Origin of the sequence: Streptomyces sp. NPDC050743 (genome assembly GCF_044456925.1) — a bacterium.
Lineage (GTDB): Bacteria > Actinomycetota > Actinomycetes > Streptomycetales > Streptomycetaceae > Streptomyces.
The window spans coordinates 59,157-83,194 of record NZ_JBITGJ010000025.1; the positions used below are offsets into that span (position 1 = coordinate 59,157).

General features: G+C 71.4%; 25 protein-coding genes. 11 read left to right on the forward strand and 14 right to left on the reverse strand.

All coding sequences use genetic code 11. The annotated features are described in order from the left end of the window. Positions 1-126 precede the first annotated feature (126 nt). Positions 127-855 carry a sulfite exporter TauE/SafE family protein gene (locus ACIBJF_RS23885; protein WP_399176477.1) on the forward strand — a complete coding sequence of 243 codons (729 nt, stop codon included), beginning with the start codon at positions 127-129 and terminating at the stop codon, positions 853-855. Between the two features lie 111 nt (positions 856-966). Here the strand turns inward: ACIBJF_RS23885 and ACIBJF_RS23890 are convergent, their stop codons facing one another. From ACIBJF_RS23890 to ACIBJF_RS23900, 3 genes are read right to left on the reverse strand one after another with little or no spacing between them, the layout of a single operon-like run. After that, a complete protein-coding gene (locus tag ACIBJF_RS23890) occupies positions 967-1,629 on the reverse strand; it encodes a DUF5063 domain-containing protein (RefSeq protein WP_399176478.1) in 663 nt (220 codons plus the stop codon). After that, complete coding sequence (recR, locus tag ACIBJF_RS23895; RefSeq protein WP_031164801.1) at positions 1,622-2,221, reverse strand: recombination mediator RecR; 600 nt, start codon at positions 2,219-2,221, stop codon at positions 1,622-1,624. The genes ACIBJF_RS23890 and recR overlap by 8 nt, the downstream gene beginning before the upstream one ends. A gap of 51 nt (positions 2,222-2,272) precedes the next feature. Continuing rightward, positions 2,273-2,617 carry a YbaB/EbfC family nucleoid-associated protein gene (locus ACIBJF_RS23900; protein ID WP_055705749.1) on the reverse strand — a complete coding sequence of 115 codons (345 nt, stop codon included), beginning with the start codon at positions 2,615-2,617 and terminating at the stop codon, positions 2,273-2,275. Positions 2,618-2,902: 285 nt separating this feature from the next. Between ACIBJF_RS23900 and ACIBJF_RS23905 the strand changes: the two genes are divergently transcribed. Then, positions 2,903-3,652 (forward strand): SLATT domain-containing protein, encoded by a 750-nt coding sequence (locus ACIBJF_RS23905; protein WP_399176480.1) that lies wholly within the window; start codon positions 2,903-2,905, stop codon positions 3,650-3,652. A gap of 23 nt (positions 3,653-3,675) precedes the next feature. Here the strand turns inward: ACIBJF_RS23905 and ACIBJF_RS23910 are convergent, their stop codons facing one another. After that, entirely contained in the window at positions 3,676-5,205 is a 1,530-nt protein-coding gene (locus ACIBJF_RS23910) for a substrate-binding domain-containing protein (protein ID WP_399176482.1), read from the reverse strand. A 118-nt stretch (positions 5,206-5,323) separates the two neighbouring features. Next, positions 5,324-7,402, reverse strand: coding sequence for a serine/threonine-protein kinase (locus tag ACIBJF_RS23915; protein WP_399176484.1), 2,079 nt, complete (start codon positions 7,400-7,402; stop codon positions 5,324-5,326). Between the two features lie 287 nt (positions 7,403-7,689). Here ACIBJF_RS23915 and ACIBJF_RS23920 point away from each other — a divergent pair, with 287 nt between their 5' ends. The 6 genes from ACIBJF_RS23920 (at position 7,690) to ACIBJF_RS23945 (ending at position 11,646) form a co-directional block, all read left to right on the forward strand. After that, the gene (locus ACIBJF_RS23920; protein WP_399176485.1) at positions 7,690-9,045 is read left to right on the forward strand and encodes an aspartate aminotransferase family protein; all 1,356 of its coding nucleotides are present in this window, start codon (positions 7,690-7,692) and stop codon (positions 9,043-9,045) included. 135 nt (positions 9,046-9,180) lie between these two features. After that, positions 9,181-9,876, forward strand: coding sequence for a GntR family transcriptional regulator (locus ACIBJF_RS23925; RefSeq protein ID WP_399176487.1), 696 nt, complete (start codon positions 9,181-9,183; stop codon positions 9,874-9,876). 62 nt (positions 9,877-9,938) lie between these two features. Next, positions 9,939-10,589 carry a hypothetical protein gene (locus tag ACIBJF_RS23930; protein WP_399176489.1) on the forward strand — a complete coding sequence of 217 codons (651 nt, stop codon included), beginning with the start codon at positions 9,939-9,941 and terminating at the stop codon, positions 10,587-10,589. Positions 10,590-10,666: 77 nt separating this feature from the next. After that, positions 10,667-10,906: a DUF6400 family protein gene (locus ACIBJF_RS23935; protein WP_351807545.1), complete on the forward strand. Its 240-nt coding sequence runs from the start codon at positions 10,667-10,669 to the stop codon at positions 10,904-10,906. Beyond that, complete coding sequence (locus ACIBJF_RS23940; protein ID WP_351807544.1) at positions 10,893-11,126, forward strand: hypothetical protein; 234 nt, start codon at positions 10,893-10,895, stop codon at positions 11,124-11,126. Before ACIBJF_RS23935 ends, ACIBJF_RS23940 begins: the two co-directional genes overlap by 14 nt. Positions 11,127-11,172: 46 nt before the next feature. Beyond that, a complete protein-coding gene (locus tag ACIBJF_RS23945; protein ID WP_399176491.1) occupies positions 11,173-11,646 on the forward strand; it encodes a hypothetical protein in 474 nt (157 codons plus the stop codon). Between the two features lie 86 nt (positions 11,647-11,732). On the opposite strand, the gene ACIBJF_RS23950 is transcribed toward ACIBJF_RS23945, so the two are convergent. The 4 genes from ACIBJF_RS23950 to ACIBJF_RS23965 form a co-directional block, all read right to left on the reverse strand. After that, positions 11,733-12,164 (reverse strand): ester cyclase, encoded by a 432-nt coding sequence (locus ACIBJF_RS23950; RefSeq protein WP_399176493.1) that lies wholly within the window; start codon positions 12,162-12,164, stop codon positions 11,733-11,735. Between the two features lie 28 nt (positions 12,165-12,192). Continuing rightward, positions 12,193-14,016, reverse strand: coding sequence for a bifunctional metallophosphatase/5'-nucleotidase (locus tag ACIBJF_RS23955; RefSeq protein WP_399176495.1), 1,824 nt, complete (start codon positions 14,014-14,016; stop codon positions 12,193-12,195). Between the two features lie 238 nt (positions 14,017-14,254). Continuing rightward, entirely contained in the window at positions 14,255-14,467 is a 213-nt protein-coding gene (locus ACIBJF_RS23960) for a hypothetical protein (RefSeq protein ID WP_399176497.1), read from the reverse strand. Positions 14,468-14,649: 182 nt separating this feature from the next. Next, complete coding sequence (locus ACIBJF_RS23965; RefSeq protein WP_399176499.1) at positions 14,650-15,933, reverse strand: adenylosuccinate synthase; 1,284 nt, start codon at positions 15,931-15,933, stop codon at positions 14,650-14,652. A 211-nt stretch (positions 15,934-16,144) separates the two neighbouring features. Between ACIBJF_RS23965 and ACIBJF_RS23970 the strand changes: the two genes are divergently transcribed. Further along, positions 16,145-16,978 carry a diacylglycerol kinase gene (locus tag ACIBJF_RS23970; RefSeq protein ID WP_399176501.1) on the forward strand — a complete coding sequence of 278 codons (834 nt, stop codon included), beginning with the start codon at positions 16,145-16,147 and terminating at the stop codon, positions 16,976-16,978. 19 nt (positions 16,979-16,997) lie between these two features. Here the strand turns inward: ACIBJF_RS23970 and ACIBJF_RS23975 are convergent, their stop codons facing one another. Next, positions 16,998-17,498, reverse strand: a complete 501-nt coding sequence (locus ACIBJF_RS23975) for a GbsR/MarR family transcriptional regulator (protein ID WP_399176502.1) — start codon at positions 17,496-17,498, stop codon at positions 16,998-17,000. A gap of 74 nt (positions 17,499-17,572) precedes the next feature. Between ACIBJF_RS23975 and ACIBJF_RS23980 the strand changes: the two genes are divergently transcribed. Both ACIBJF_RS23980 and ACIBJF_RS23985 read left to right on the forward strand, forming a co-directional pair. Then, positions 17,573-18,475 (forward strand): ATP-binding cassette domain-containing protein, encoded by a 903-nt coding sequence (locus ACIBJF_RS23980; protein WP_399176504.1) that lies wholly within the window; start codon positions 17,573-17,575, stop codon positions 18,473-18,475. After that, a complete protein-coding gene (locus ACIBJF_RS23985) occupies positions 18,472-20,043 on the forward strand; it encodes an ABC transporter permease (RefSeq protein WP_399176506.1) in 1,572 nt (523 codons plus the stop codon). The genes ACIBJF_RS23980 and ACIBJF_RS23985 overlap by 4 nt, the downstream gene beginning before the upstream one ends. Before the next feature lie 3 nt (positions 20,044-20,046). Here ACIBJF_RS23985 and ACIBJF_RS23990 read toward each other — a convergent pair whose 3' ends face one another. The 4 genes from ACIBJF_RS23990 to ACIBJF_RS24005 all read right to left on the reverse strand — a co-directional run bounded on the left by ACIBJF_RS23990 (position 20,047) and on the right by ACIBJF_RS24005 (position 24,007). Then, a complete protein-coding gene (locus tag ACIBJF_RS23990; RefSeq protein WP_399176509.1) occupies positions 20,047-20,628 on the reverse strand; it encodes a Uma2 family endonuclease in 582 nt (193 codons plus the stop codon). 87 nt (positions 20,629-20,715) lie between these two features. Continuing rightward, on the reverse strand, positions 20,716-21,939 hold the full coding sequence (locus tag ACIBJF_RS23995; protein ID WP_399176511.1) for a cytochrome P450: 1,224 nt from the start codon (positions 21,937-21,939) through the stop codon (positions 20,716-20,718). A 68-nt stretch (positions 21,940-22,007) separates the two neighbouring features. After that, positions 22,008-22,673 carry a response regulator gene (locus tag ACIBJF_RS24000; RefSeq protein ID WP_399176513.1) on the reverse strand — a complete coding sequence of 222 codons (666 nt, stop codon included), beginning with the start codon at positions 22,671-22,673 and terminating at the stop codon, positions 22,008-22,010. After that, entirely contained in the window at positions 22,670-24,007 is a 1,338-nt protein-coding gene (locus tag ACIBJF_RS24005; RefSeq protein ID WP_399176514.1) for a sensor histidine kinase, read from the reverse strand. The genes ACIBJF_RS24000 and ACIBJF_RS24005 overlap by 4 nt, the downstream gene beginning before the upstream one ends. Between the last annotated feature and the right edge of the window lie 31 nt (positions 24,008-24,038).

The window sequence follows — 24,038 nt, forward strand, 5'->3', positions numbered from 1 at the left end:
CGTCCGCGTTCCGGCACCTGCCCAGCCGCCGCCGGACCACGCGGGAAAGTGCCCCGCGTCACAGTCGCCACTGCATTAGTTTTCAACAACAGGGGTGCCACATACGGGGCGACATACGGGGGCGACATGACGGAGACGCTGCTCGCGGCGACCGTCCTGCTCGGCGCGAGTGTGCAGTGGCTGACCGGCATGGGCTTCGCCCTGGTCGCCGTACCGGCGCTGGTGCTGCTGCTCGGCCCCGCCGACGGCGTGGTGCTCGCCAACTGCGCCGCCGGCGCCATCAGCGTCGTGGGCCTCGCGGGCGGCTGGCGCCGGGTCCGCCCGGCGGCGATGGTCCCCCTGTGCGCCGCGGCGGCCTGCACGGTACCGCTGGGCGCCTGGATGACCCGCCAACTCCCGCGGCCCATCCTGCTGTCGGTGATGGGCGCCCTGGTGACGGCGGCGGTCCTGCTCGTGATGCGCGGCGCCCGGGTCCCGGCCCTGCGCGGCGGCAAGGGAGCGGTGACGGCGGGGGCACTGGGCGGTTTCATGAACGCGGCGGCGGGCGTGGGCGGCCCACCGGTGTCCCTGTACGCCCTCAACGCGGGCTGGACCGTACGGGAGTTCGTGCCCAACGCCCAGTTCTACGGCGTCGCCGTCAACGCCTTCTCGATCGCCGCGAACGGCATGCCCCGCCTGACCGGGCCGGACTGGGCCCTCGTCTGCGCCGTGATGGCGGGCGGTGCGCTGATCGGCAACGCGATCGCCGGCCGCATCCCGGAGCACCGGGCCCGGCACCTGGTCCTGCTGCTGGCCCTCGTGGGCGGCGGCACGGCGATGACCAAGGGGCTGTGGGGGGTCTGGCTCAGTCGCTGAACCCGGACGGGACCACCGGCTGCCGCGCGACCGCGCCACCGACCGGCTGATCGAGCGGGGCGAGGGGGATGCGGGGCCGATCGTGCGCGAGGGCGGAGGCGCTGCTCGCGGTCACCGCCCCTGCCGGATCCCCAGCTGTCCGCCGATCTCCTGCGCCATGACGCGGCCCGCCTCGAACTCCAGGGTGTCGTCGCCCACGTCGGACTGGTCGGTGTCGAGGCCGTCCAGCTCTTCCAGGGGCTGGTTGAGGCGGACGTGGATGAGGACCGACTGCAGGGCGCGCAGGACGGCGGAGGCGGTGGGGCCCCAGTTGGAGAAGTAGGAGAACTGCCACCACCACAGCGCCTCCGTGGTGCGGCCCGCGCGGTAGTGGGCCATGCCGTGGCGCAGGTCGGTGATGACGTCGGCGAGGTCGTCGGAGATCCGGGCCGGCACCGGGGCCTTGCGGGGCTCGTACGGGTCGAAGACCTCGGAGTAGACGTCGACCGGCTCCAGCAGGCGGCCCAGGTTCTCGCGGAGTCCGTCCACGTCGGCGTCGGGGCCCGGGTCCGGCTCGTAGCGCTCCTCGGGGACCAGGTCCTCGTGGGCGCCCAGGCGGCCGCCGGCCAGCAGCAGCTGGGAGACCTCCAGGAGGAGGAAGGGCACGGTCGAGCCGGGCTCGTCGCCCCTCGCCAGCTCCGTGACGGCCACCAGGAAGCTCTCGATCTGGTCCGCGATCTGGACCGCGAAATCGTCCGGGTCATGACCGGTCGCGTGCAGTGTGGCGTCAGACATCTAGGAGTCGTCTCCCCTCGAAGGCGCGGCCGAGGGTGACCTCGTCCGCGTATTCCAGGTCGCCACCCACCGGGAGGCCGCTGGCCAGGCGGGTGACCTTCAGGCCCATGGGTTTGATCATCCGGGCGAGGTAGGTGGCCGTGGCCTCGCCCTCCAGGTTGGGGTCCGTCGCCAGGATCAGCTCCGTGACCGTCCCGTCGGCCAACCGCGCGAGAAGTTCTCGTATACGCAGGTCGTCGGGGCCCACACCCTCGATCGGGCTGATGGCGCCGCCGAGCACGTGGTAGCGGCCGCGGAACTCACGGGTGCGCTCGATGGCCACGACGTCCTTGGGCTCCTCCACCACGCAGATGACGGAGGGATCCCGACGCGGGTCACGGCAGATGTTGCACAGCTCCTCCTGTGCCACGTTGCCGCAGGTCGCGCAGAAGCGGACCTTCGCCTTGACCTCCAGGAGCGCCTGCGCGAGCCGCTTCACGTCCGTCGGCTCGGCCTGCAGGATGTGGAAGGCGATCCGCTGCGCGCTCTTGGGACCGACGCCGGGCAGCCGCCCCAGCTCGTCGATGAGGTCCTGGACCACGCCTTCGTACACCGGACTGCCCTTCCTTGAGACCTGTCGGTACGTACCGTAGTTGGCCCGGCCTCAGAACGGCAGACCGGGGATGCCCGTACCGCCGCCGAGGCCCTGCGCCAGCGGGCCGAGCTTCTGCTGCTGGAGCGTCTGGGCGTTCTCGTTCGCCGCCTGTACGGCCGCCACGATCAGGTCGGCGAGGGTCTCGGTGTCCTCCGGGTCGACCGCCTTCGGGTCGATCTTCAGCGCGCGCAGCTCGCCGGCGCCGGTCACGGTGGCCCTCACGAGACCGCCGCCCGCCTGCCCGTCGACCTCCGTGTTCGCCAGTTCCTCCTGCGCCCGCTGGAGATCCTGCTGCATCTTCTGGGCCTGCTGGAGCAACTGCTGCATGTTGGGCTGGCCACCACCGGGGATCACGATCAGCTCCTTTGCGTACTTCTCCTTGGGCACGAGCCTACGTGGTCCCCGCCCCCGTCGCCCCGCCACTCTTTCGAGTGACAAGCGCGGCAGCCCTATACCTGATCAAGACCCTCTTCCGGGCGGAAAAGCCGGGAAAGCTTCTTCATCGCCACCCATTGGGCGGTAGGAAGGGTGCCGCGCGTCGGCATGGAATCGGCATGGGATCGGCATGGCATCGGCATGGGCTGTCACGCGACGTGACCGGGCCGCGACAGGTGATCAAGGATCAGTAGGGAGTGCCGGGTGGGTCAGCCGGAGATGCAGCCCGAGGGTCCGCCTCAGGACGGGCGGGGCGAGGGCGCGGCCGGGCTGCGGCCGGGCGATCTGACCGGGCGGACCTTTCCGCTCGGGGACTGGGGCGAACCCGCCGAGCGGCTCGACGAGCTGTACCGGTGGGTGGAGGACGGGGCGCTGCAGACGGCGTCCTGGTATCTGCAGGACCGGGTCTGGAAGCGGCGCGGCGCCCGGATCCTGCGCTCCGGCGCGGCGGTGGGCGCGGTGGCCGGGGCGGCGCTCCCCCTGCTCGACCTCGCCGGGGCGGCCCCCGGCGTCGCGCCCTGGGGCTGCCTGGCGCTGCTGCTCGGTGTCGCCTGTGTCGGCATCGACCGGTTCTTCGGCGTCACGTCCGGCTGGATAAGGGACGTGGCCACCGCTCAGGCGGTACAGCGGCGGCTGCAGGCCCTGCAGTTCGACTGGGCCTCCGAGAGCATCCGGGAGGTGCTGGGCCCGGCGGAGGGCACGGCGAGCGAGGCCGCCGAGCGGTGCCTGGGGGTCCTGCGGCGCTTCGCGGAGGACGTCACGGAACTGATGCGCATGGAGACGACCGACTGGATGGTCGAGTTCCGCACCGGTTCCGCACCGCTGGGCATGCAGGCGGCGGTGACGTACGTGCCGCGCCAGGAGGCCGGGGGCCCGCTGGGCCGCTTCTCGACGCCGCCCGCGAACGGCACCCGCCCGAACATGCCGCGCCAGCGGCCGCCGGAGCCGCGGTAGGGGCTGCCGCCGTGCGGGAGCCCCTACGCGCAGAGCTTCATCCCCTCCGGTGTCCAGCACGGCACGTGCCCATGGGTGCGGATGATCTCCTGGCCCTGCCCGCGTGACAGATAGGTCAGGAAGCTGGAGGCCAGGGAGTCCGCCGGAGGCTTGCCGTAGGTGTAGGCGTACTCGATCTCGCGGTACGGGTAGGCACTGTGCCCGTGCTCGATGGCGTCCACCGAGGGCGCGTTGCCGTCGATGCCCAGCACCCGCAGCCCCTTCTCCCGCGTCGCCAGATTCAGCTCGCTGTAACCGATCGCGCCGGGCAGCCGCGCCACCTCCGCCAGCACCTGGTCGGTCGAGTCCAGCTCGCACCGGGTCACCGGTGCCGACGGATAGTCCTTGTGGACGCAGTCGACGGACGAGTTCGCCATCTCGCCCTGCCCGAGCACCCGCCGCTGGAACACCTGCCGCGTCCCGGAGTTGGCGTCGCGGCTGACCAGGTGCACCGGAAGCGAACGCCCGCCGAGCTGCGCCCAGTCGGTGATCCGGCCCTGGTACAGCCGCCGCACGTCCGCCGTGGACAGGTCGCGCACGCCCACGTCGTCGTTGACGACGAGCGCGAAGACGGAAAGCGCCACCCTGGTCTCGCGCAGTTCGGGCATCTCGTCGGGCTTCGGTCCGTCCGACAGGGCGACGACCGGGGGCGCCCCGCCGCTCCTGCGCCCGGCCCCGTCCGCCGCCAGCTCCCGTACGCCCGCGGTCGACCCGTGCGGATCGACCGTGATACGGGAGCCCTCGCAGTCCTTCTCGTACTGCGCTGCCGCGTCCCGTATCACCGGCGCGAAGGCCGTCGACCCGATCACGGTCAGCGCGCCCTTCTCGCAGCCGATCGGGGGCCGGGTGTCGTCGCGGGCCACGACGATCGCCGCGAGGGTCACCACGCACACCGTGAGCATGACCGTGATGAGCCGGGACGCGGCGCTGAACAACGGCGGCTTGTCGTCCGGGGTGGCGCTGCGGTTGGTGTGGACCTCGCCGTCCCGGAGGCCGCCGCTCAGCCGTATGCCCCGCCCCACGTCGCCGCCCGACAGCAGCACCAGCAGCTTGAAGTGGTCGCCCCTGTTGAGCGGGACGCGGGGGATGCGCAGGGTGTTGCCCTCGTAGCCGAAGCCGCGGTCGGCGGTGAAGTGGTCCATCAGATGGTCGGCGTCGCTCGGCTGGGTCACCGAGACACCGCGGATGGTCCGGTCGGTGAACACGGCGGTGAGGCCGTGGCGTTCGGGGCCGGTGTAGTCGTCTCGGTCGATGCCCTGCGAGCCGTCGTTCTCGATGCGCAGCAGGACGAGTGTGGCGTCCTCCATCCCCGGCATCTCCAGGAAGATCCCGAGCCGCCGGTTGACCCGCCCCGAACGCGCGTCGTCGCCGATGGCGTTGTCCATCTGCACGCGATAGCCGAGCCGCTTGCGCCGCGGCACCCGGCGCTCGTACCAGACCATGCCCGCGGACGCGGCGATACCCAGCAGCGCCGTGCCGATGGCGACCACGTTCTCCGCGTTCAGCCACTGCATGTGGAAGCCCCCGCCACTGACCGGAGTCGGATGGTGGAGTCACGGTACGTGCGAACAAGGGGACGAACCGGTTGTGTTCGGTGAAGTTCGTCTGACGTTCAACAGTCCCGGGCGGGCCTCACCGCCTGGTGTACGTCAGGCTCTCCCCGCCGCCCGCCTTCGTCCGCTTCAGCCTGCCGTCCGGCAGCAGGGTGACCTCGGTGGCCTCGCCCGGAGTGCACGAGGAGGCGGGCTCGCCGCTGGTGACGGTGGACGGCCCGATCTCCAACGGCCCGGCGGCGCCGGGCCGTTCGGTGAGCTCGGCGCCGAAGACGCAGTGGTAGGTGCCACCGCTCGCCATCGGCCCGTCCGCGACCAGGGTCAGCACGCTGTCGCCCACCTCGCCCTGCCGGACGGTCAGTCGGCGGGTGCTGGTCCCGTTGGCGTTGTCGATGGTCGCCTCCCAGGTGCCCAGATAGGCGGCCGGCACGGCCCCGTCCGAGGAGGCGGAGGCGGAAGCGGAGTCGGACGGCGTCGGCTCCGCCGTGCTGGGCGCCCCCGAGGTACCGGGACTGCTGCCGGTGGGCGTCGGACTGACGGTCCCGCCGCCCTTGTCGTCGTTCCCGCCGCCGTTCCTCATCAACGCGTACACCGAGCCACCCGCGCCCAGCGCCACCACCAGCGCGAGCACGACGAGCAGCGCGGTCGACCGCCCACCCCGCCGCTCCGGCTCCGGCGCCCCGCCGACGGGCGGCGGCCCGTACGGCGGCGTGGACCCGAGCCCGCCATAGGGGTTGTACGGCGGCTGGCCCCCGCCCTGCTGCGGATAGCCGTAGGCACCGACCGGCGGCGCATACGGCTGGGACTGAGGCTGAGGCTGCGGATGCTGCTGCGCATACCCGTACGCCCCCGGCGGGGCCCCGAACTGCGGCGCCGCCGGCAGCGCTCCGGGCGGCGGAGTCTGCCCCGCCACCACGGTGGGCAGATGGTTCACCCCACCCCCGGCCCCCGGCTCCCCCACGGCTCCGGGCCCACTCCCGGCATCGGCGACGGCAGCGTGCTCGACCGACGCCACGCTGTCCCGAGCGCCCGAACCGGGACCACCGGCATCGGCCGGCGCCGAGCCACCGTCGGCCGACGGGGCAGCACCGCCTCCGGCACCACCCGCACCCGACGACGATTGCTGCACGGGTGGTGCGGGTGGGAACCCAGACCCGGCCGAAGGCCGGGTGTCCCCCGACGCACGCGCACCCGAAGACGCCCCCGCACCCGAAGACGACGCCCCGTCCCCCTCCGGATCCTCGACCTCCAGCAACCGCACGGCGTGCCGGCCCAGTTGCGCGACCAGCGCCCCCGGCAGCCAGGGGTCCCGGGACCGCCCCCCGGTCACGGTGTCTTCCGCCCCCGTCCGCTCCAGCACCGCGTCCAGCGAAGGCCGGGCCCCCGGATCCTTGCGCAGACACTCCCGCACCAGGTCGGCGATCCCCTCCGGCACCCCCTCCAGATCCGGCTCCTCCTGAGCGATCCGGAACATCAACGCGTGCACACCGCTGTTGGCGCTCCCGAAGGGCAGCGCCCCCGTGGCCGCGTACGCCAGCACGGATCCCAGGCAGAAGACGTCACACGCCGACGTGATCCGGTCCCCCCGCACCTGCTCGGGCGCCATGAACCCCGGCGACCCGACCAGCGACCCGGTCCGGGTCAGCCCCTCCCCGCCCAGCGAGGTCGTCTCCAGCGCCCGAGCGATCCCGAAGTCGATGACACGCGGACCGTCGATGGTGACGAGCACGTTCGACGGCTTCAGATCCCGGTGCACGATCCCCGCGGCGTGGATGTCCTTCAGCGCGTGCGCGAGCCCGGCCGCGAGGATCCGTACGGACCTCTCCGGCAGCGCCCCGTGATCGTGCCCGACCACCTGCTGCAGGCTCGGCCCGGCCACGTACCCGGTGGCCACCCACGGCACCGCCGCCTCGGTGTCCGCGTCCAGCACGGGCGCGGTCCAGTACCCGCCGACCCGCCGCGCGGCCTGCACCTCCTGTCGGAACCGGGCCCGGAACTCCTCCCGCGTGGCGAGGTCCTCACGGACCAGTTTCACGGCGACGGTACGGCCCCGGTCCGACCGGGCCAGATACACGTGCCCCATGCCGCCCGCACCCAGCCGCGCCAGCAGCCGGTAGCCGCCGATGCGCTGCGGATCCCCCGCCCCCAGCTTCTCCATGGCCGCCCCGCCTTCCCCCCGATACGCCCCGCACGCCCCATCCACCCCATATACGCAACGCATACGACTACGGCGCATACGTGTGCGACGGACCGAGAATAATGCGGCCCTACCGCTGAGTCGCGCGGCCCGCCGCCCACGGTTCCGTAATACCCGGCGGGGGCAGGACAGGGGTTGGTACGGGTCACCCGGAACCCACCCCTTCGACAACCTGTCGCGGAAAGCCCCCGTCCACAGAACAAGACGCCGATAGGCCTTCCGCATCGCGGACATTTACCCTCACCGGCATGACCCCTCAGCCCAACCCCGACGCCGGCGCCGCAGTCAAGGCAGCGGACCGCGCGCACGTCTTCCACTCCTGGTCCGCACAGGACCTCATCGACCCGCTCGCCGTCGCCGGCGCCGAGGGGTCGTACTTCTGGGACTACGACGGCAAGCGGTACCTGGACTTCACCAGCGGGCTGGTGTACACGAACATCGGCTACCAGCACCCGAAGGTCGTCGCGGCCATCCAGGAGCAGGCGGCGCGGATGACGACCTTCGCGCCCGCCTTCGCGATCGAGGCGCGCTCGGAGGCGGCCCGGCTGATCGCCGAGCGGACTCCCGGCGACCTGGACAAGATCTTCTTCACCAACGGCGGCGCCGACGCCGTCGAGCACGCGGTGCGCATGGCCCGGCTGCACACGGGCCGCCCGAAGGTGCTCTCGGCCTACCGCTCGTACCACGGCGGCACCCAGCAGGCGATCAACCTCACCGGCGACCCGCGCCGCTGGGCGAGCGACGGCGCCACGAACGGCGTCGTCCACTTCTGGGCGCCGTTCCTCTACCGCTCCCGCTTCTACGCCGAGAACGAGGAGCAGGAGACCGCGCGCGCCCTGGAACACCTGGAGACGACGATCGCCTTCGAGGGGCCGGGCACGGTCGCGGCGATCATCCTGGAGACCATCCCGGGCACGGCCGGGATCATGATCCCGCCGCCCGGCTATCTGGCCGGAGTCCGTGAGATCTGCGACCGCCACGGCATCGTCTTCATCCTGGACGAGGTCATGGCCGGCTTCGGGCGCACCGGAGAGTGGTTCGCCGCCGACCTCTTCGGTGTCGTACCCGACCTGATGACCTTCGCCAAGGGCGTGAACTCCGGTTATGTCCCGCTGGGCGGTGTCGCCATCTCGGGCGCGATCGCCGAGACCTTCGGCAAGCGGCCCTACCCCGGCGGTCTGACGTACTCCGGGCACCCGCTGGCCTGTGCCGCCGCCGTCGCCACGATCAACGTGATGGCGGAGGAGGGCGTGGTGGAGAACGCCCGGCGCCTCGGCGAGACCGTCCTCGCCCCCGCCCTCGCCGAGCTGGCCGAGCGGCACCCGAGCGTCGGCGAGGTGCGCGGCGTCGGCATGTTCTGGGCGCTGGACCTCGTGAAGAACCGGGAGACCCGCGAGCCGCTGGTGCCGTACAACGCGGCCGGCGAGGCGAACGCCCCGATGGCCGCGTTCGCCGCCGCCGCCAAGCAGCAGGGTGTGTGGCCCTTCGTGAACATGAACCGCACGCACGTGGTCCCGCCGTGCAACGTCACGGAGGCCGAGCTGAAGGAGGGCCTCGCCGCCCTGGACGCCGCGCTGAGCGTGGCCGACGAACACACCGCGTAACGGTACGACGGCTGCCGCCGGGGCGATTCGAACGCGTAAGGTGGCGTGCTCGTAAGACATGACGTACCCGCGTAGACCGCGAGTACGGGCGTGTGCGTACGAGCACGTCACCTGACGCGTGAGGAGAGGCCCCCCATGCCCGGCACCGGCGCCGTGACCCGCAGCACCCTGCGCCAGCAGATCGCGGACGCGCTCCGTGACGAGGTGCTGGCGGGGCGGCTGCGACCGGGCCGGGCGTTCACGGTCAAGGAGATCGCCGATCAGTACGGCGTCTCCGCCACCCCCGTCCGCGAGGCGCTGGTCGACCTGTCCGCGCAGGGCATCCTGGAGGCCGACCAGCACCGCGGCTTCCGTGTGCCGGAGTACTCCGTCACCGACTACCGGAACATGATCGAGGCCCGCAGCCTGGTCACCGACGGCATGTTCCAGGCCCTCACCACCGGCCACCCCGCCTTCCGCACCCCGCCCGAGGACGCCCGTACGAAGGCCGCGCTGACCACGGTGCGGCGCCGCGGCGAGGAGGCCGCGCGGGCCGCCGCGGCCGGCGACCTGACGGTTCTCATCGGCTACGACCTGCGCTTCTGGCGCGAGCTCAGCTCCCTCTTCGGCAACCCCTACCTCGGCGACTTCCTCAACCGCCTGCGCGTGCAGTCCTGGGTCTGCGCGGTGCAGCACCTGCTGCGCCTGCCCGACCTGCGCGGCCGGCTGTGGGCCGGGCACACGGACCTGGTCGACGCGCTGGCACGCCGCGAGACCGACACCGCCCGCAGGATCGTCGCCGACTCCAACGCCCACTCGCTTCAGCTGCTGGAACACCTGACCAACGGGTAAATGACCAGTACCCTTCCCAAACCACCTCCTTGGTGGCCCCTTCTGTGTGCGAGGAGCCCTCTTTGGCCTGTGACCTGTGGCTGGTACCGCTCGTGGACGTGTTGTGCCACACGCCCGACAACCCGTTCGCCGAGGAACTCGCGCAGTACAACAACGCACTGGCCGAGGCCGGGCTCCCACCGGTGCCGGTGTACCAGTACATGCCGGGCCTGTCCGGCGAGGTCGCGCCGGTGGCCGGCTTCGACTACGACGCGCTGCACTTCCTGCGCCGCGCGTACCTGCTCCAGGTCTGCGGCCTGCCGGTGACCCCCGTCGACGAACTCGGCGGCGACTACGAGCAGTTGCTGGAGATGTTCGAGTCGACGGCCCAGCAGTCCCACCTGGTCTGGCACTACGACCACGCGGGCGCCTACGTCCCGGTCGACTTCCCGAACCCGCTGTCCAACGATGAACTCCTCGCAGGGGGCGGCCCGTTGGGCTCCTCCCAGTCCCTCCTGCGCGAGCTGGAGTACGTCGCCGGTTCGATCGGCATCGACCCGGCCAACCCTCCGGCCGCCCCGGCCCCGCCCGCGGCCCCCACGGAGCTGGAGGAACCGGCCGTCCCGGCCCCGTACGACCCCAGCCCCTTCGCCCGGGAACGGCACGTGTGGCTGGGCCTGCACGCAGCGGCGACGCGCTCCCTGGCCCAAGGCTCGATGATCGTCTTCAGCTGACCGACCGGTCGGCCGGACTGTGTGATCTCACCCACCTCTCCTTGCCGTGGGGGAAATGCCTACCTACGTTCGGTGGCATGTCCCCCCACGACCCCACCTTCGACTTCAGCGTCGACCTGAGCTCGCACGAGATGCTCCGGCGCACCCACGTCATGGCCTCCCTCGGCCCCGACTGGGACCCCGCGGCGGCGCTGCGCGGTGAGGAGGAGGCGCGTGCGCTGCTGTACTCCGGGCTGGACGCCGAGCAGCAGCGCATCTACGACGAGCTGGTGGCGGCCGGTGTGCTCCCCCCGGGACCCGGCGATGCTGCCGCTTGATCCGCAGGCCGACATAGGGCGGCGCGCCTGGGTGGCGTGCCCGAACTGTGACGACCGGGCCGGCTGCGAGACGTGCCGGCAGGGCGGCAGCAGCACCTGCACCGCGCACTGGCGCTATCTGCTCTCCAACACCGGCAGCCTGCTGAACCTGCAGTGCCCCTCCTGCCACCACGTCTGGACACACGAGACACACTTCGGCGCCACGCGCTCGTCCGGCTGACGAATCCCGCCGACGGACGTCCGACCGCGTGGGATAGAACGGCCGCATGGACGCCGCAGCACTCCAGCACCTGCTGGACGAAGTCTTCGACCAGGCCCTCGTGCACCACGGATTCACCGGCTACCTGCGCGACTACGAGGTCATCGTCCACGCGACCGCGGATCCCCGCACCGGCGTCGAGCCCGGCTACCTGCGGTATCTCTTCAGGCACTGCGTCGAGGCCCGGTGCGAGTCGTCGGTGTCGCCCGAAACCTGGCGGATCTCCCTGGACGACCGCCTCATCGGCCATGAACCCGATGCCGGCCTCGACGGATACGTCTGGGGCGTCAGGTGGCATGCCCTGTACCCGGGGGCGAAGGTCCTGCCCGAGTCGGAGGCGGCTCGTCGGTGGGCGCGAGCCGTGGGGGTCGACTTTCACGAGGTGCGGATCGAGACCAGCGCACAGCGGCTCACCCTGCTCTTCTCGGACCTGCGGGTGAGCGAGGTGCCGACCGGGTACGCCCCCTTCACCACCGGCTGATCATCCGCAGCGCGGACACGGCACCGGCCGGGGAGGGGACGGTGCTCGTCCTCTCCCCGGCCGGCGGTCGGTTCGGTGCGGTGCGGTCAGTCGGCCACCGGCAACGGCCAGCCGAGCTGTGCGAACAGACCGAGGCGGTCGCTCACCGCGCGGATCTCCGCGATCCTGCCCTCCCGCAGCGTGAAGATCCAGATCGCCTCGATCTCGAAGGACCGGCCGGTCGGCTCGGGCATGCGCGGGTGGGCCGCGCTGTGCACGCCCCGCTGGGTCACGCGGGCCACCACCCGGTCGCCCTCGCCGATCAGCTCGTCCACCTGGACCGTGAGCGGTGCGAGGGCCTCCGACTGCCGGCGCAGGCCCTCGAACGCAGCCCCCGGGTCGTCCGCCTCACCGTGGATGATCTTGTTGTGGTCCACGACGTCCGCCGCCATGTACCGCGGCAGGTCCTCGAGCCGGCCCTCGCTCACCGCCTCGAAGAAGCCCCGGACCACCTTCTTGTCGTCGTCCACCGTGCTCATCGCTCCCCCTTCGTCGAGGACGCCGCTCTCAGAAGACCGGCGTGCCCGCCTGCGTCAGCTTCCAGTTGGTGACGGCGAAGTCGGCCGGGTCGAGGCTCTTCTTCGCGGTCACGTAGTCGATCATCAGCTGACGGATCTCGTTCGTCGAGCTGTAGGCGATGGGGGCGGAAGCGATGTGGGGGTAGCCCGAACCGCCGTTGGCGCGGTAGTTGTTCACCGCCACGACGAACTCCTGGTCGTCGGCCACCGGCGCGCCGTTGTAGGTCAGGTTCTTGATCCTCGACCCCTCCGGCTGCGCGATGTCGATCTCGTAGTCGACGCCCGCCGCCGTGTCGTACATGTAGTCCCAGAAGTTGTTGGCGTTGGTCAGCGTCGCGGTGTCGACCTTCGTGCCGGCCGGGACCTGGTGGTAGTACTTCGCCCCGTACTCCAGGTAGTCCTTGAGCTGGGCGCCCGTCAGCTTCTTGCCGTACAGGGTGTTGTCGTAGATGTAGAGGCCGGCGATGTCCTTGATGGTGACGTTGCCCTGAGGGATGTCGGCCGTGCGGGAGAAGGGGGCCGCGACCGAGATCAGCGGAAGGGCGGCGTCCGACGCGGACAGGCCCGTCGTCACCGTGTCCATCTGGACCTTGTGGATGAAGTCCATGATCGGCACGTCCTTCCAGCAGGACTCCGCCGCCGAGAGGTCCTGCGTGCAGGTGCCGACCGCCGTGTTGACGTACTTGACCACCAGCTCGTGGTCGGCCTCCAGGAGCTTCTTGATCTCCGGGTCCTCGTCCACGGTGTTGGGGTTGAGGGTCTGCGCCTTCTTGCTCGTCACCTTCCACTGGCCGTGGTGCAGTTCGAGCTCGAAGTCGAAGACGCTGAGCCGGTAGCCCCAGCAGTACGGCTCCGAGAGGAGCACTTCCTCGCCGGTCTCCGCGTTCTTCACCGTGTAGGACGGGACCTCCACGTGCGTGTGGCCCACCAGGATCGCGTCGATGCCCGGCACCTGCTCGGCCACCAGGTTCGACGCGTTCTCGACGTACGGGAGTTCATCGCCGTACGACGAGGAGCCGTCGAGACCCGAGTGGTCCGTCAGGAAGACGACGTCGCAGCCCAGCGCGCGCAGCCTCGGCACGTACTTCTTCGCCTGCTCCACCAGGCCCGGGAACACCATCTTGCCGCTGACGTTGTCCTTGTCCCACAGCGCGATGCCGGGGTTGGTCAGGCCGAGGATGCCGACCTTGATGTCCGGCGCGCCCGGCACGCAGATGCGCTTCACGGTGTACGGGGCGAAGGCCGGGCGCAGGGTCGTCGCGTCGAGCGCGTTCGCGCCCAGCAGCGGGAAGTGGCACTGGCTCTCGAACTTGCGCAGCACCTCGATGCCGTAGTTGAACTCGTGGTTGCCGAGGGCGGCGGCGTCGTAGCGCATGTGGTTCATGGCCACGGCCATCGGGTGCTTGGGGCCCTTCTTGCCGTCGGTGCCCGTGATGGGGTCGACGCGCGCGAAGTAGTAGGCCAGGGAAGTGCCCTGGATGATGTCGCCGGCGTCGACGAGGAGGACGTGGTCCTCGCCCTTCGCCTCGCGCTGCTGCTTGATGAGGGTGGCCACGCGCGCCACGCCCACGGAGTTGCCCGCCTTGTCGGTGTAGGCGGCGTCCTTGTAGTAGTCCCAGTCGAAGACGTGGCTGTGCAGGTCGGTCGTGCCGAGGATGGAGAACGACCAGGTCCGGGGCGCCTTTTCGGGACGGTGACCGGCCTCGGCCGCCTGCGCGGTGCCGGTGCCGACGGTCCCGGCGGCGGCCACCGCCGCCCCGGTGACGGCCGACTTCTTCACGAACTCCCGGCGGTTCATGGGACTGAGGGGCATTCGAGGCTCCTGGAGAGGGCTGGAGTGCGGAGGTTCTGTGCGAGAGACGTGCGGGGACTACCCGCGTAGATGCTTGCCTCACTCCGGTTCCGCTGAGAACCACGAACAACCCAAGGGCCGGTCAAGGAAGTTCATGTCCACGACCAGCCCGGGTCTGTTCACCCGCTTTTAACCGACGTACCGCCAGGGCTGGTTGCTGTTGCCTGACGCCCGGCGGCGCGGTCGGGAAGCGCCGGGTTCAGACACGGCCGATGAGCCTGATCTGCGGCGGCCACAGCACCCCGCTCGCCATCAGCAGGGAGGGGCCGAGGTGCACCGGACACACGTGAAGCGGGGGCCGGTGGTACCGGGCGACCTCGAAGATCGCGGGGTCGGAGCAGTCCATGCCCTCGGCGTCGTCGCCCTCGCCACCGTACGGTCCCCGGCACCGTGCATTCCGGTGGACGCTCATACCCCCATTGCACCGCGCACGCCGAACGAGCGCCCGCTGATCACCGCCGGGGGAAACGGGGGATCCCGTCGGCGTCCGCCGCGATCCCTCGGCGGCCTCGCTCCGGCTCGGCCGACCGAAACGCCCCCGCCGGCGGAAGCCGGACGGGGGCGCGGCCGATCAGGGCCGGGCGGCCCGGGGGCTCACAGGAACGAGTTGATCTCGATCGTCTCGTCCCGGCCCGGGCCCACGCCGATCGCGGAGATCGGGGCGCCGGACATCTCCTCCAGCGCCTTGACGTAGTTCTGGGCGTTCTTCGGCAGGTCGGAGAAGGACTTCGCCTTGGTGATGTCCTCGGACCAGCCGGGCAGGGTCTCGTACACCGGCTTCGCGTGGTGGAAGTCGGTCTGGGAGTACGGCAGTTCCTCGACGCGCTTGCCGTCGATCTCGTACGCCACGCAGACCGGGATCTGCTCCCAGCCGGTGAGGACGTCCAGCTTGGTGAGGAAGAAGTCGGTCAGGCCGTTGACGCGGGTGGCGTACCGGGCGATGACGGCGTCGAACCAGCCGCAGCGCCGGTCCCGGCCCGTCGTCACGCCCCGCTCGCCGCCGATCCGGCGCAGCGCCTCGCCGTCCTCGTCGAACAGCTCGGTCGGGAAGGGACCGGCACCGACGCGGGTCGTGTAGGCCTTGAGGATGCCGATGACCCGGCTGATCTTCGTGGGGCCCACGCCGGCGCCGGTGCAGGCGCCGCCGGCGGTCGGGTTCGAGGAGGTCACGAAGGGGTACGTGCCGTGGTCGATGTCCAGCAGCGTGCCCTGGCCGCCCTCGAAGAGCACGACCTTGTCCTGCTCCAGCGCCTGGTTGAGGACGAGCACCGTGTCGGCGACGTACGGCCTGATCTGCTCGGCGTAGCCCAGCAGTTCCTCGACGACCTGGCTCACGGCGATCGCGCGCCGGTTGTAGAGCTTGGTGAGGATCTGGTTCTTGACGTCGAGGGCCGCCTCGACCTTCTGGGTCAGGATCGACTCGTCGTACAGGTCCTGGACCCGGATGCCGACGCGGTTGATCTTGTCGGCGTAGGTCGGGCCGATGCCGCGCCCCGTCGTACCGATCTTCCGCTTTCCGAGGAAGCGCTCCGTGACCTTGTCGACGGTCACGTTGTACGACGTGATGATGTGCGCGTTACCGCTGATCAGGAGCTTGGACGTGTCGACGCCACGCTCGTTCAGACCGCTCAGCTCGGAGAGCAGGACCGACGGGTCGACGACGACGCCGTTACCGATGACCGGAGTACATCCGGGAGACAGGATTCCGGAAGGGAGGAGGTGGAGGGCGTACTTCTGGTCGCCGACGACGACCGTGTGGCCGGCGTTGTTGCCGCCCTGGTACCGCACTACATAGTCCACCGAGCCACCGAGCAGGTCGGTCGCCTTTCCCTTGCCTTCGTCACCCCACTGAGCACCGAGCAGCACAAGTGCGGGCACGCGCGTACACCCCTTCCGGGCGGGGCATGTCCAAGGTCGGGGGCGTGGGCGTAAGGTTCACCGCCGCGTGCCACAGCGACCGCCGTTGGTCGCCAACCGTCGGACCGGATGCCCCGGAATAGACGAAGCCCCTGGCGCAATAGCGCAAGGGGCTCTTGCACAAAGATGCTACCCGAGGAAGCGAGGCAGGACCGAGGTGGCGACTTTCGCGATGTCCGAACAGCTGCTGGTGATCATCGATCCGGCGGCACGGCAGACGGACGGGGAGTCCGTACGGATCGCGAAAGACGTGCTCAGCGCGGGTGCGGCGGCCAAGGTGTGCCTGCCGGACGGGCCGGAGGAATTCGCCCGCGCGCTGGACCGGCGGGGTTCGAGGCGGCCGGTCGTGGTGGGCGACGGTCACGCTCTGATGCGGGCCGTGACCCTGCTGCACCGGGCGCGGGAGCTGGCCGGATGCGCACTGTCGGTGGTCCCGGTGGGTGACACCGGCCTCGCGGAGTCGCTGGGCGTGCCCGGCGGCGCGGTGGCGGCGGCGCGGGCCGTGCTGGACGGGGCCGAGCGGCGCCTGGACCTGCTGGTCGACGACAGCGACGGGGTCGTGCTGAGCGGGCTGGGCATTCCGCCGGAGCCGGTGGTGCGGGCGGCGGCCGCCGAGCCGGTGCCGGTCGCCGCCGGGCGGGCCTGGTACCGCTCCCTGGTCCGCACCCTCGCCCCCCGCCCGCCCCGGCTCGCCGCCGTACCGGCGCCGGGGCCCTCCCGGTTCCGGGTCGAGGTCGACGGGGAGACGGTGGTCGACCTCGGCCAGCCCGTGGAGGCCGTGTCCGTCGCGCCGGGCCCGGGCGGATTGGCGCGGGTGGAGGTACGGCCCCTGTCGGTCGGGGCGGAGGCGACGCCTCTGCGGACCTCCGGGCGGACCGTGACGGTCGTCGGCGCGGACTTCCGGTACCGGGCGGACGCGGCGGTGACGGGGCCGGTACGGAGGCGGACGTGGCGGGTGGTGGAGGGGGCCTGGGGGCTGGTGCTGCCTTCGGTGCCCGAGCGGTGAGGGCGACCGGGCGCCGCGTTCAGCGGCCGTACTTGCGCTCCCGGTACACCCGCCAGCGTTCCATCATCTGAGCCACGTCCCTCTCCACGAACTCGAAGAAGTCCAGCGTCTCGGCGAGCCGGCGTCCCGCGGGGGTGTCGGCTCCGAGGCTGGAGACGCCTTCCCGCAGGGCCTCCTCCCAGCGCTTGATGATCGCCTCGCGGTTGGTGAGCGCCTCGTACCACTGGTCGCTGTGCACCCGGTACCGCTCCCGGCGTGAGCCCGGCTCGCGTTCGCGGGAGACCAGGTGGACCTGGGCGAGATAGCGGACCGCGCCGGACACCGCGGCGGGACTGATCCGCAGTCGCTCACCCAGCTCGGCGGAGGTCAGGGTGCCGGTGTCGGAGGCGAGGAGCGCGGCGAAGACCCGGGCCGGCATGCGCGGTACGCCCGCCTCGACCAGCTGCGCCGCGAAGTGCTCCACGAACCGCGAGACCGACTCCGGGTCCCGCTCCGGCGTTCCTGTGCTCGACTCCGTCATGCCCTCACCCTAACCGAGGGTTTCTACTCTTCCTTAACTTCACAAATTTCTGAAAGAAGAGTACGTTCGGAGCCATGACGAAGGCAATCACGGTCTCCGGACTTCACAAGTCCTTCGGCCGTACCCACGCGCTGGACGGCCTCGACCTGGACGTCGAGGCCGGCGAGGTGCACGGCTTCCTCGGCCCGAACGGCGCCGGCAAGTCGACCACGATCCGGGTGCTGCTCGGGCTGCTGCGCGCCGACGCGGGCGCCGCTCAGGTGCTGGGCCACGACCCGTGGCGGGACGCGGTGGAGGTGCACCGCAGGATCGCCTACGTGCCCGGCGACGTGACCCTGTGGCGCAACCTCTCCGGCGGCGAGGTCATCGACCTCTACGGCCGCCTGCGCGGAGGTCTCGACACCCGGCGCCGCGCCGAGCTGATCGACCGCTTCGAGCTGGACCCGACCAAGAAGGGCCGCACCTACTCCAAGGGCAACCGGCAGAAGGTCGCCCTGGTCGCCGCCTTCGCCTCGGACGTGGACCTGCTGATCCTGGACGAGCCGACCTCGGGCCTGGACCCGCTGATGGAGGAGGTCTTCCAGCGCTGTGTGGAGGAGGAGCGGGAGCGCGGCCGCACGGTCCTGCTCTCCTCGCACATCCTGAGCGAGGTCGAGGAACTCTGCGACCGGGTCAGCATCATCCGCAAGGGCCGGACGGTGGAGAGCGGGTCGCTGGCCGACCTGCGGCATCTGACCCGCACCAGCGTGAGCGCCGAACTCGCCGGCCCGCCCAACGGGCTGGCCCACCTGCCGGGCGTGCACGACCTCGACGTGCAGGGCCACCGGGTCAGGCTCCAGGTGGACACCGACCAACTCGACGCCGTACTGCGCTCGTTGATCGCCTCCGGGGTGCGCTCGCTGACCTCGACGCCGCCGACGCTGGAGGAGCTGTTCCTGCGGCACTACCAGGACGAGCCGGACGGGGTGGCGGTATGACGCGCCAACTGGCCGGCACGGGAGCCCTGCTGAGGTTCGCCCTGCGCCGCGACCGCGTGCTGATCCCGGTCTGGGTCGCGGTGAACGCGCTGATGGTCCTCTCCATGCCGAAGACGCTGAAGGGCCTGTACGACACCCCGGCCGCCCGCGCCGACCTGATGCATCAGATGGCGACCAACACCTCCCTGCGCGCCATGGTCGGCCCGGTCTTCGACGACTCCATCGGCGCGCTGACGGCCTGGCGGGTCGGGGTGTACGCGGGCGCCCTCGCCGCCGTGATGAGCCTGCTCGTCGTCGTACGGCACACCCGGGACGAGGAGGAGAGCGGGCGGCAGGAGCTGGTGTCCTCCGGGATGGTGGGGCGCCGGGCCCCGCTCACGGCGGCCCTGCTGACGGCGGCCGTGGCCAACGCAGCCCTGTGCGTCCTGATCGTGGCGGGGCTGGCCGGACAGGGCGCGCCGGGTGCCGTGGCCTTCGGGCTCGGGGTGGCGGGGGCCGGCATGGTCTTCGCAACGATGGCGGCGATCGTCGCCCAGCTGACGGAGAGCGCCCGGCTGGCCCGGGGGCTGACGGCGGCCGTGCTGGGCGCGGCGTTCGTGCTGCGCGCGGCGGGCGACTCGGCGTCGGACGACGGATCCTCCCTGCTCACCTGGCTGTCCCCGCTGGGCTGGCTGGAGGACCTGCGTGCCTTCGCGGCCGAACGCTGGTGGGTGCTGCTGCTGTTCGTCGCCGCCGTGGCCCTCCAGGCGGTGGCCGCCTACGAGCTGGCCGGGCGGCGGGACATCGGCATGAGCTTCCTGCCGACCCGGCCGGGACCGGCGGCCGGCCGCCTCGGCACGGCGGGCGCGCTGGCCTGGCGCCTGCAGCGCGGCAGCGTGCTCGGCTGGTCGATCGGCTTCTTCCTCGCCGGGGTCGTCTACGGCGGGATGACGGACGGCGCGGCGCGGCTCGTCGGCGACAACGCCAAGGCCCGGGAGATCTTCCAGCGGATGGGCGGCCAGTCGGGGCTGACGGACGCGTTCCTCGCCGCGATGGTCGGCATGCTCGGTCTGGTCGCCGCGCTCTACGTCGTCTCCTCCGTGCTGCGGCTGAGCGGCGAGGAGACCTCCGGCCGGGCCGAGCCGGTGCTGGCCACGGCCGTGGGCCGGCTGCGCTGGGCCGCCGGCCACCTGATCATCGCCTTCGGCGGCTCGGCCCTGCTGATGCTCCTGGCCGGCCTGGGCTTCGCCGTCGGCTACGGCCGGCAGATCGGCCCGGTGCTGGGGGCGTGCCTGCTCCAGGTCGCCGCGGTATGGGTGATCGGCGGGGTCGCGGTCCTGCTGTTCGGCGTGCTGCCGCGGGGCGCGGTCGCGGCGTGGGGTGTGGCCGGCGCGGTGCTGCTGATCGGCTGGATCGGCCCCGCGCTGAACGCGCCGCGGGCGGTGCTGGACCTGTCCCCATTCGGGCATCTGCCGAAGCTGCCGGGCGGGGGGATGGAGTGGGGGCCGGTGCTGGTGCTGCTGGGGCTGGCCGCAGTGCTGGTGGCCGGCGGGCTGGCGGGCGTGCGGCGCCGTGATCTGGCGGGCTGAGGCTCAGTCGACATACTGCTTGAAGTCCTCGGTGCCGAGTTCGATACCGACGAATTCGGGGAGGGTGACCTTGCCGCCGAGCTTCACCATGTAAACATCCCGGTATCCGTGCTCCGGGTCGGGATCGCTGTGCACAAGGACGGAGAGGTTGTCCCTGTCGATCAGCAGATGGACGGGGATCCCCGCCTCGGCGTAGGCGCGGGGTTTCACCACGCGGTCACGGTGGTGTGTGTCCGGGTCGAACGACGTGATCTCCAGCGTCATGAGCACCCCGTCGGGGTCGGACCAGTCCCCGTGACCCGCGAAGTGCCCGAGGGGAGCGAGCACACCGTCGGGCAGGACACGGCCCCCGCGCCGCGCCTCCACCTTCAGACCCCGCGCGGGGAAGAGCCCGAGCTCGGGCCGGGTCTGCATCCACAGCCGGACGAGACGCATGACGAGCGTGCTGTGGTTCCCGTCGACCGCTTTTCTCAGTCCGATCCGGCCGCCGACGAACTCGAACCGGACGGTCTCGATCTCCCGCTCGGCTAAGGCGGCGATCCGCTCGAATTCCTCCACCAACAGCTGATCCGAAGTGCCCGCCATGGCCCCTTCCCCTCTCCGACGCACACCACCTTGCCGAGTCGCCCGCGTCCACTGCCGGAGTTCGCCATGGACCAGCCGAACGGGTGATCACCCCACCTCGACGCTCAGCCCCTCCAGCCCCCGGATCACGAAGTTCGGCTTCCGACGCGGCTCCGCCGCCAGGGTCAGCGTGGGGGCCTGCTGGAGGAGGGACGTCATGGAGGCGGCCAGCTCGATGCGGGCCAGCGGGGCGCCGATGCAGTAGTGGATGCCGGCGCTGAAGGAGATGTGCGGGTTGTCGGCGCGGGTCAGGTCCAGGCGGCCGGGGTCGGCGAAGACGGCCGGGTCGTGGTTGGCGGAACCGAAGAGCAGCGCGATCTCCGAGCCCCTCGGGATCACCGTGCCGTCGATCTCGATGTCGTCCAGGACCCAGCGTTCGAAGAGCTGGAGCGGGGTGTCGTAGCGCATCAGCTCCTCGATCGCGGACGGGATCAGGGAGTGGTCGGCGCGCAGGGCGGCCAGTTGGCCGGGGTTGCGGAACAGCGCCCACCAGCCGTTCACCGTGGCGTTGACGGTGGCCTCGTGGCCGGCGTTGAGGAGCAGGACCGCCGTGGAGATCATCTCCTGCTCGGTCAGCCGGTCGTCGTCCTCGTCGTGGGCCGCGATCAGGCCGGAGACGAGGTCCTCGCCCGGCTCCTTGCGGCGGGACGCGATCAGCTCCCGCAGGTACTCCGAGAACTCCACGGACGCCCGGACCGCCTTCGCGGCCGTCTCCTCGGAGGGGTTCAGCTCGTACATCCCGCAGATGGCCGCCGACCAGGGGCGCAGCTGACCCCGGTCCGCCTCCGGGATGCCCAGCATCTCGGCGATCACCGCCACCGGCAACGGCTCGGCCACGTCGGTGAGCAGATCCCCGCCGCCGTTGTGGACGAGCGCCGCCACCAGGTCGCCCGCCAGGCCCTGCACATACGGCTTCAGGCGCTCGACGGTGCGCGGTGTGAACGCCTTCGACACCAGGCGCCGGATCCGGGTGTGGTCCGGCGGCTCCAGGTCGAGCATGCCGTGGTCGTTGAGCGTGTGGAACGGCTCGTGCTCCGGCGCGGGCGGGGTCCGCCCGAACTCCTCGTGCGAGAACCGGTGCTGATACGTCCGCCCCAGCCGGCGGTCCCGCAGCAGCGCCGCGACATCCGCGTGGTGCGGAACCAGCCACTGGTCGGTCGGCTCGTACCGGATCACCCGGCCGCGTGCACGCAGCTCGGCGTAGGCCGGGTACGGGTCGGCGAGGAACGCCGGGTCCCAGGGATCGAAACCGAGGTCGGTGGGGCCTGCCATGCCGGGACGCTAACCCGCCGGACAGACGTCTGACCAGGGGTCCCCGACCGCAGGAGTCGCCCTTCATGTCATCCCGGTGTCACCAGGCGCGCCTCGTACGCGAACACCGCTGCCTGCGTGCGGTCTCTGAGACCCAGTTTGACCAGGATGCGGCTCACATGGGTCTTTATCGTCGACTCCGCCACCACCAGGCGCTCGGCGATCTCCGCGTTGGACAGGCCCTGGGCGATCAGGATCAGGACCTCGGTCTCGCGTTCGGTGAGTTCGCCGTACGCCGCCTGGGCCGACGGGACCAGACGCGGGGCGTCCGAGAGGCGGGAGAACTCCGTGAGCAGCCGTTTGGTGACCGAGGGGGCCAGCAGGGCCTCGCCCGCGGCCACCACCCTCACTCCGTCGGCCAGTTGGCGGGCCGAGGCGTCCTTCAGGAGGAAGCCGGAGGCTCCCGCGCGCAGCGCCTGGTACACGTACTCGTCCAGGTCGAAGGTCGTCAGGACCAGCACCTTCGCCGCCGCGTCCGCCGCCACGATCTCCCGCGTGGCCTCGATGCCGTTCAGCTCCGGCATGCGGATGTCCATCAGCACGACGTCCGGGGCGAGGTCACGGACCCGGTCCACCGCCTCCCTTCCGTTGACGGCCTCGCCGACGACCTCGATGTCCGGCATCGCGTTCAGCAGGACGGAGAAGCCCTCGCGGACCATCATCTGGTCGTCCGCGATCAGCACGCGGATGGTCATGCGTCCCCTTCGCTCGCGGTGGCCGCCGGCACCGGCAGGAACACCGTCACCTCATAGCCCCCGGCCTCCGTCGGGCCCGCTGTCATCTCGCCGTCGAGCATCGACACGCGCTCCCGCATGCCCGTGATGCCGTGCCCGGCGCCCGGCGAGGGCTTGGTCAGGTGCGGCGCGGGCGGCGGGGTGTTGACTATGCGCAGGCCCAGACCGCCGAGGACATAGCCGATCTCCACCCGGGCGCTCGCTCCCGGTGCGTGCCGCAGGGTGTTGCTGAGGGCCTCCTGCACTATTCGGTACGCCGACAGCTCCACGCCCTGCGGCAGTTCCCGCACCGCGCCGGTCACCGCCTTCTCCACCGTCAGGCCGGCCTCCCGCACATTGGCGAGCAGCCCGTCGAGGTCGGCCAGGGTCGGCTGGGGGGCGTCCGGCGCCTCGTAGTCCTCCGCGCGTACGACCCCGAGGACCCGGCGCAGCTCGGTCAGGGCCGCCACCGCGTTCTCCCGGATGGTGACGAACGCCTTCTCCAGTTCCTCCGGCGGGTTCTCCACCCGGTAGGGCGCGGCCTCCGCCTGGATGGCGACCACCGACATGTGGTGGGCGACCACGTCGTGCAGTTCGCGGGCGATCGTCGTGCGCTCCTCCAGGAGGGTGCGGCGGGAGCGTTCGTGCTCGGTGACCGTCTGCTGGGCGGTCACCTCCTGCTGGGCCTGGCGGCGGATGTGCCGGAGCGAGACGGCCAGCAGGATCAGGGCCGACACGAGCAGCATCGGGGGCACGTTGGTGTTGTAGCGGTGCCAGCCGAAGGGGCCCGCGGTGACGAAGCCGTAGACCGCGGTCATCACCCACATCGAGGCCGCGGTGCGCGGGCGGGTGCGCAGCGCGACGACCGTGAGCACCACCAGGTGGGACAGGAAACTGCCCGGCAGCCAGGGCCAGTCGCTCCACTCGCCCCGGCCGATCACGGCGGCGGCCGTGCTCGCGGCCAGCGAGAACCAGAACGCCCCCACCGGTCGCGCCAGCGTCAGCAGGACCGGCGCCAGCGCCAGCAGCCCGCACAGCAGGGCGGCCGGCCCGGAGTCGAAGGAGCTCGCCATGGCGAGGGACATCGCCATCACGCCCAGCGCGGCCACCACCGCGTGCGGCAGCCAGCCCGCGGACAACCGGCGGCTGAGCGTGCCGTCGGCGCTCCGGCGGGGCAGCGGGTCGTAGGCGAAGGCGTCCTGGAACAGGTCCTGCCGCAGCCCGCGCAAAGCGTCCGCGGCCAGCCGGAACTCCGGGCTGCGCGGCCGGCCGGCCGGGCCCGGCGGTGTCGTCTGCGTGTGCGTCGTCTGGGTCACGTACGAAACGGTAGGCGGGCGGGCGGGGCGC

What these genes read in the sequence shown, in the direction of transcription:
- ACIBJF_RS23925 (WP_399176487.1), top strand. Translation starts at nt 9,181, where the DNA reads ATGCCCGGCACCGGCGCCGTGACCCGCAGCACCCTGCGCCAGCAGATC.
- ACIBJF_RS23885 (WP_399176477.1), top strand. Translation starts at nt 127, where the DNA reads ATGACGGAGACGCTGCTCGCGGCGACCGTCCTGCTCGGCGCGAGTGTG.
- ACIBJF_RS23960 (WP_399176497.1), bottom strand. Translation starts at nt 14,467, where the DNA reads ATGAGCGTCCACCGGAATGCACGGTGCCGGGGACCGTACGGTGGCGAG.
- ACIBJF_RS23945 (WP_399176491.1), top strand. Translation starts at nt 11,173, where the DNA reads ATGGACGCCGCAGCACTCCAGCACCTGCTGGACGAAGTCTTCGACCAG.
- ACIBJF_RS23890 (WP_399176478.1), bottom strand. Translation starts at nt 1,629, where the DNA reads ATGTCTGACGCCACACTGCACGCGACCGGTCATGACCCGGACGATTTC.
- ACIBJF_RS23975 (WP_399176502.1), bottom strand. Translation starts at nt 17,498, where the DNA reads ATGACGGAGTCGAGCACAGGAACGCCGGAGCGGGACCCGGAGTCGGTC.
- ACIBJF_RS23910 (WP_399176482.1), bottom strand. Translation starts at nt 5,205, where the DNA reads ATGCAGTGGCTGAACGCGGAGAACGTGGTCGCCATCGGCACGGCGCTG.
- ACIBJF_RS23950 (WP_399176493.1), bottom strand. Translation starts at nt 12,164, where the DNA reads ATGAGCACGGTGGACGACGACAAGAAGGTGGTCCGGGGCTTCTTCGAG.
- ACIBJF_RS24000 (WP_399176513.1), bottom strand. Translation starts at nt 22,673, where the DNA reads ATGACCATCCGCGTGCTGATCGCGGACGACCAGATGATGGTCCGCGAG.
- ACIBJF_RS23920 (WP_399176485.1), top strand. Translation starts at nt 7,690, where the DNA reads ATGACCCCTCAGCCCAACCCCGACGCCGGCGCCGCAGTCAAGGCAGCG.
- ACIBJF_RS23980 (WP_399176504.1), top strand. Translation starts at nt 17,573, where the DNA reads ATGACGAAGGCAATCACGGTCTCCGGACTTCACAAGTCCTTCGGCCGT.
- ACIBJF_RS23990 (WP_399176509.1), bottom strand. Translation starts at nt 20,628, where the DNA reads ATGGCGGGCACTTCGGATCAGCTGTTGGTGGAGGAATTCGAGCGGATC.
- ACIBJF_RS23995 (WP_399176511.1), bottom strand. Translation starts at nt 21,939, where the DNA reads ATGGCAGGCCCCACCGACCTCGGTTTCGATCCCTGGGACCCGGCGTTC.
- ACIBJF_RS23970 (WP_399176501.1), top strand. Translation starts at nt 16,145, where the DNA reads ATGTCCGAACAGCTGCTGGTGATCATCGATCCGGCGGCACGGCAGACG.
- ACIBJF_RS23935 (WP_351807545.1), top strand. Translation starts at nt 10,667, where the DNA reads ATGTCCCCCCACGACCCCACCTTCGACTTCAGCGTCGACCTGAGCTCG.
- ACIBJF_RS23985 (WP_399176506.1), top strand. Translation starts at nt 18,472, where the DNA reads ATGACGCGCCAACTGGCCGGCACGGGAGCCCTGCTGAGGTTCGCCCTG.
- ACIBJF_RS23955 (WP_399176495.1), bottom strand. Translation starts at nt 14,016, where the DNA reads ATGCCCCTCAGTCCCATGAACCGCCGGGAGTTCGTGAAGAAGTCGGCC.
- ACIBJF_RS23915 (WP_399176484.1), bottom strand. Translation starts at nt 7,402, where the DNA reads ATGGAGAAGCTGGGGGCGGGGGATCCGCAGCGCATCGGCGGCTACCGG.
- ACIBJF_RS23940 (WP_351807544.1), top strand. Translation starts at nt 10,893, where the DNA reads ATGCTGCCGCTTGATCCGCAGGCCGACATAGGGCGGCGCGCCTGGGTG.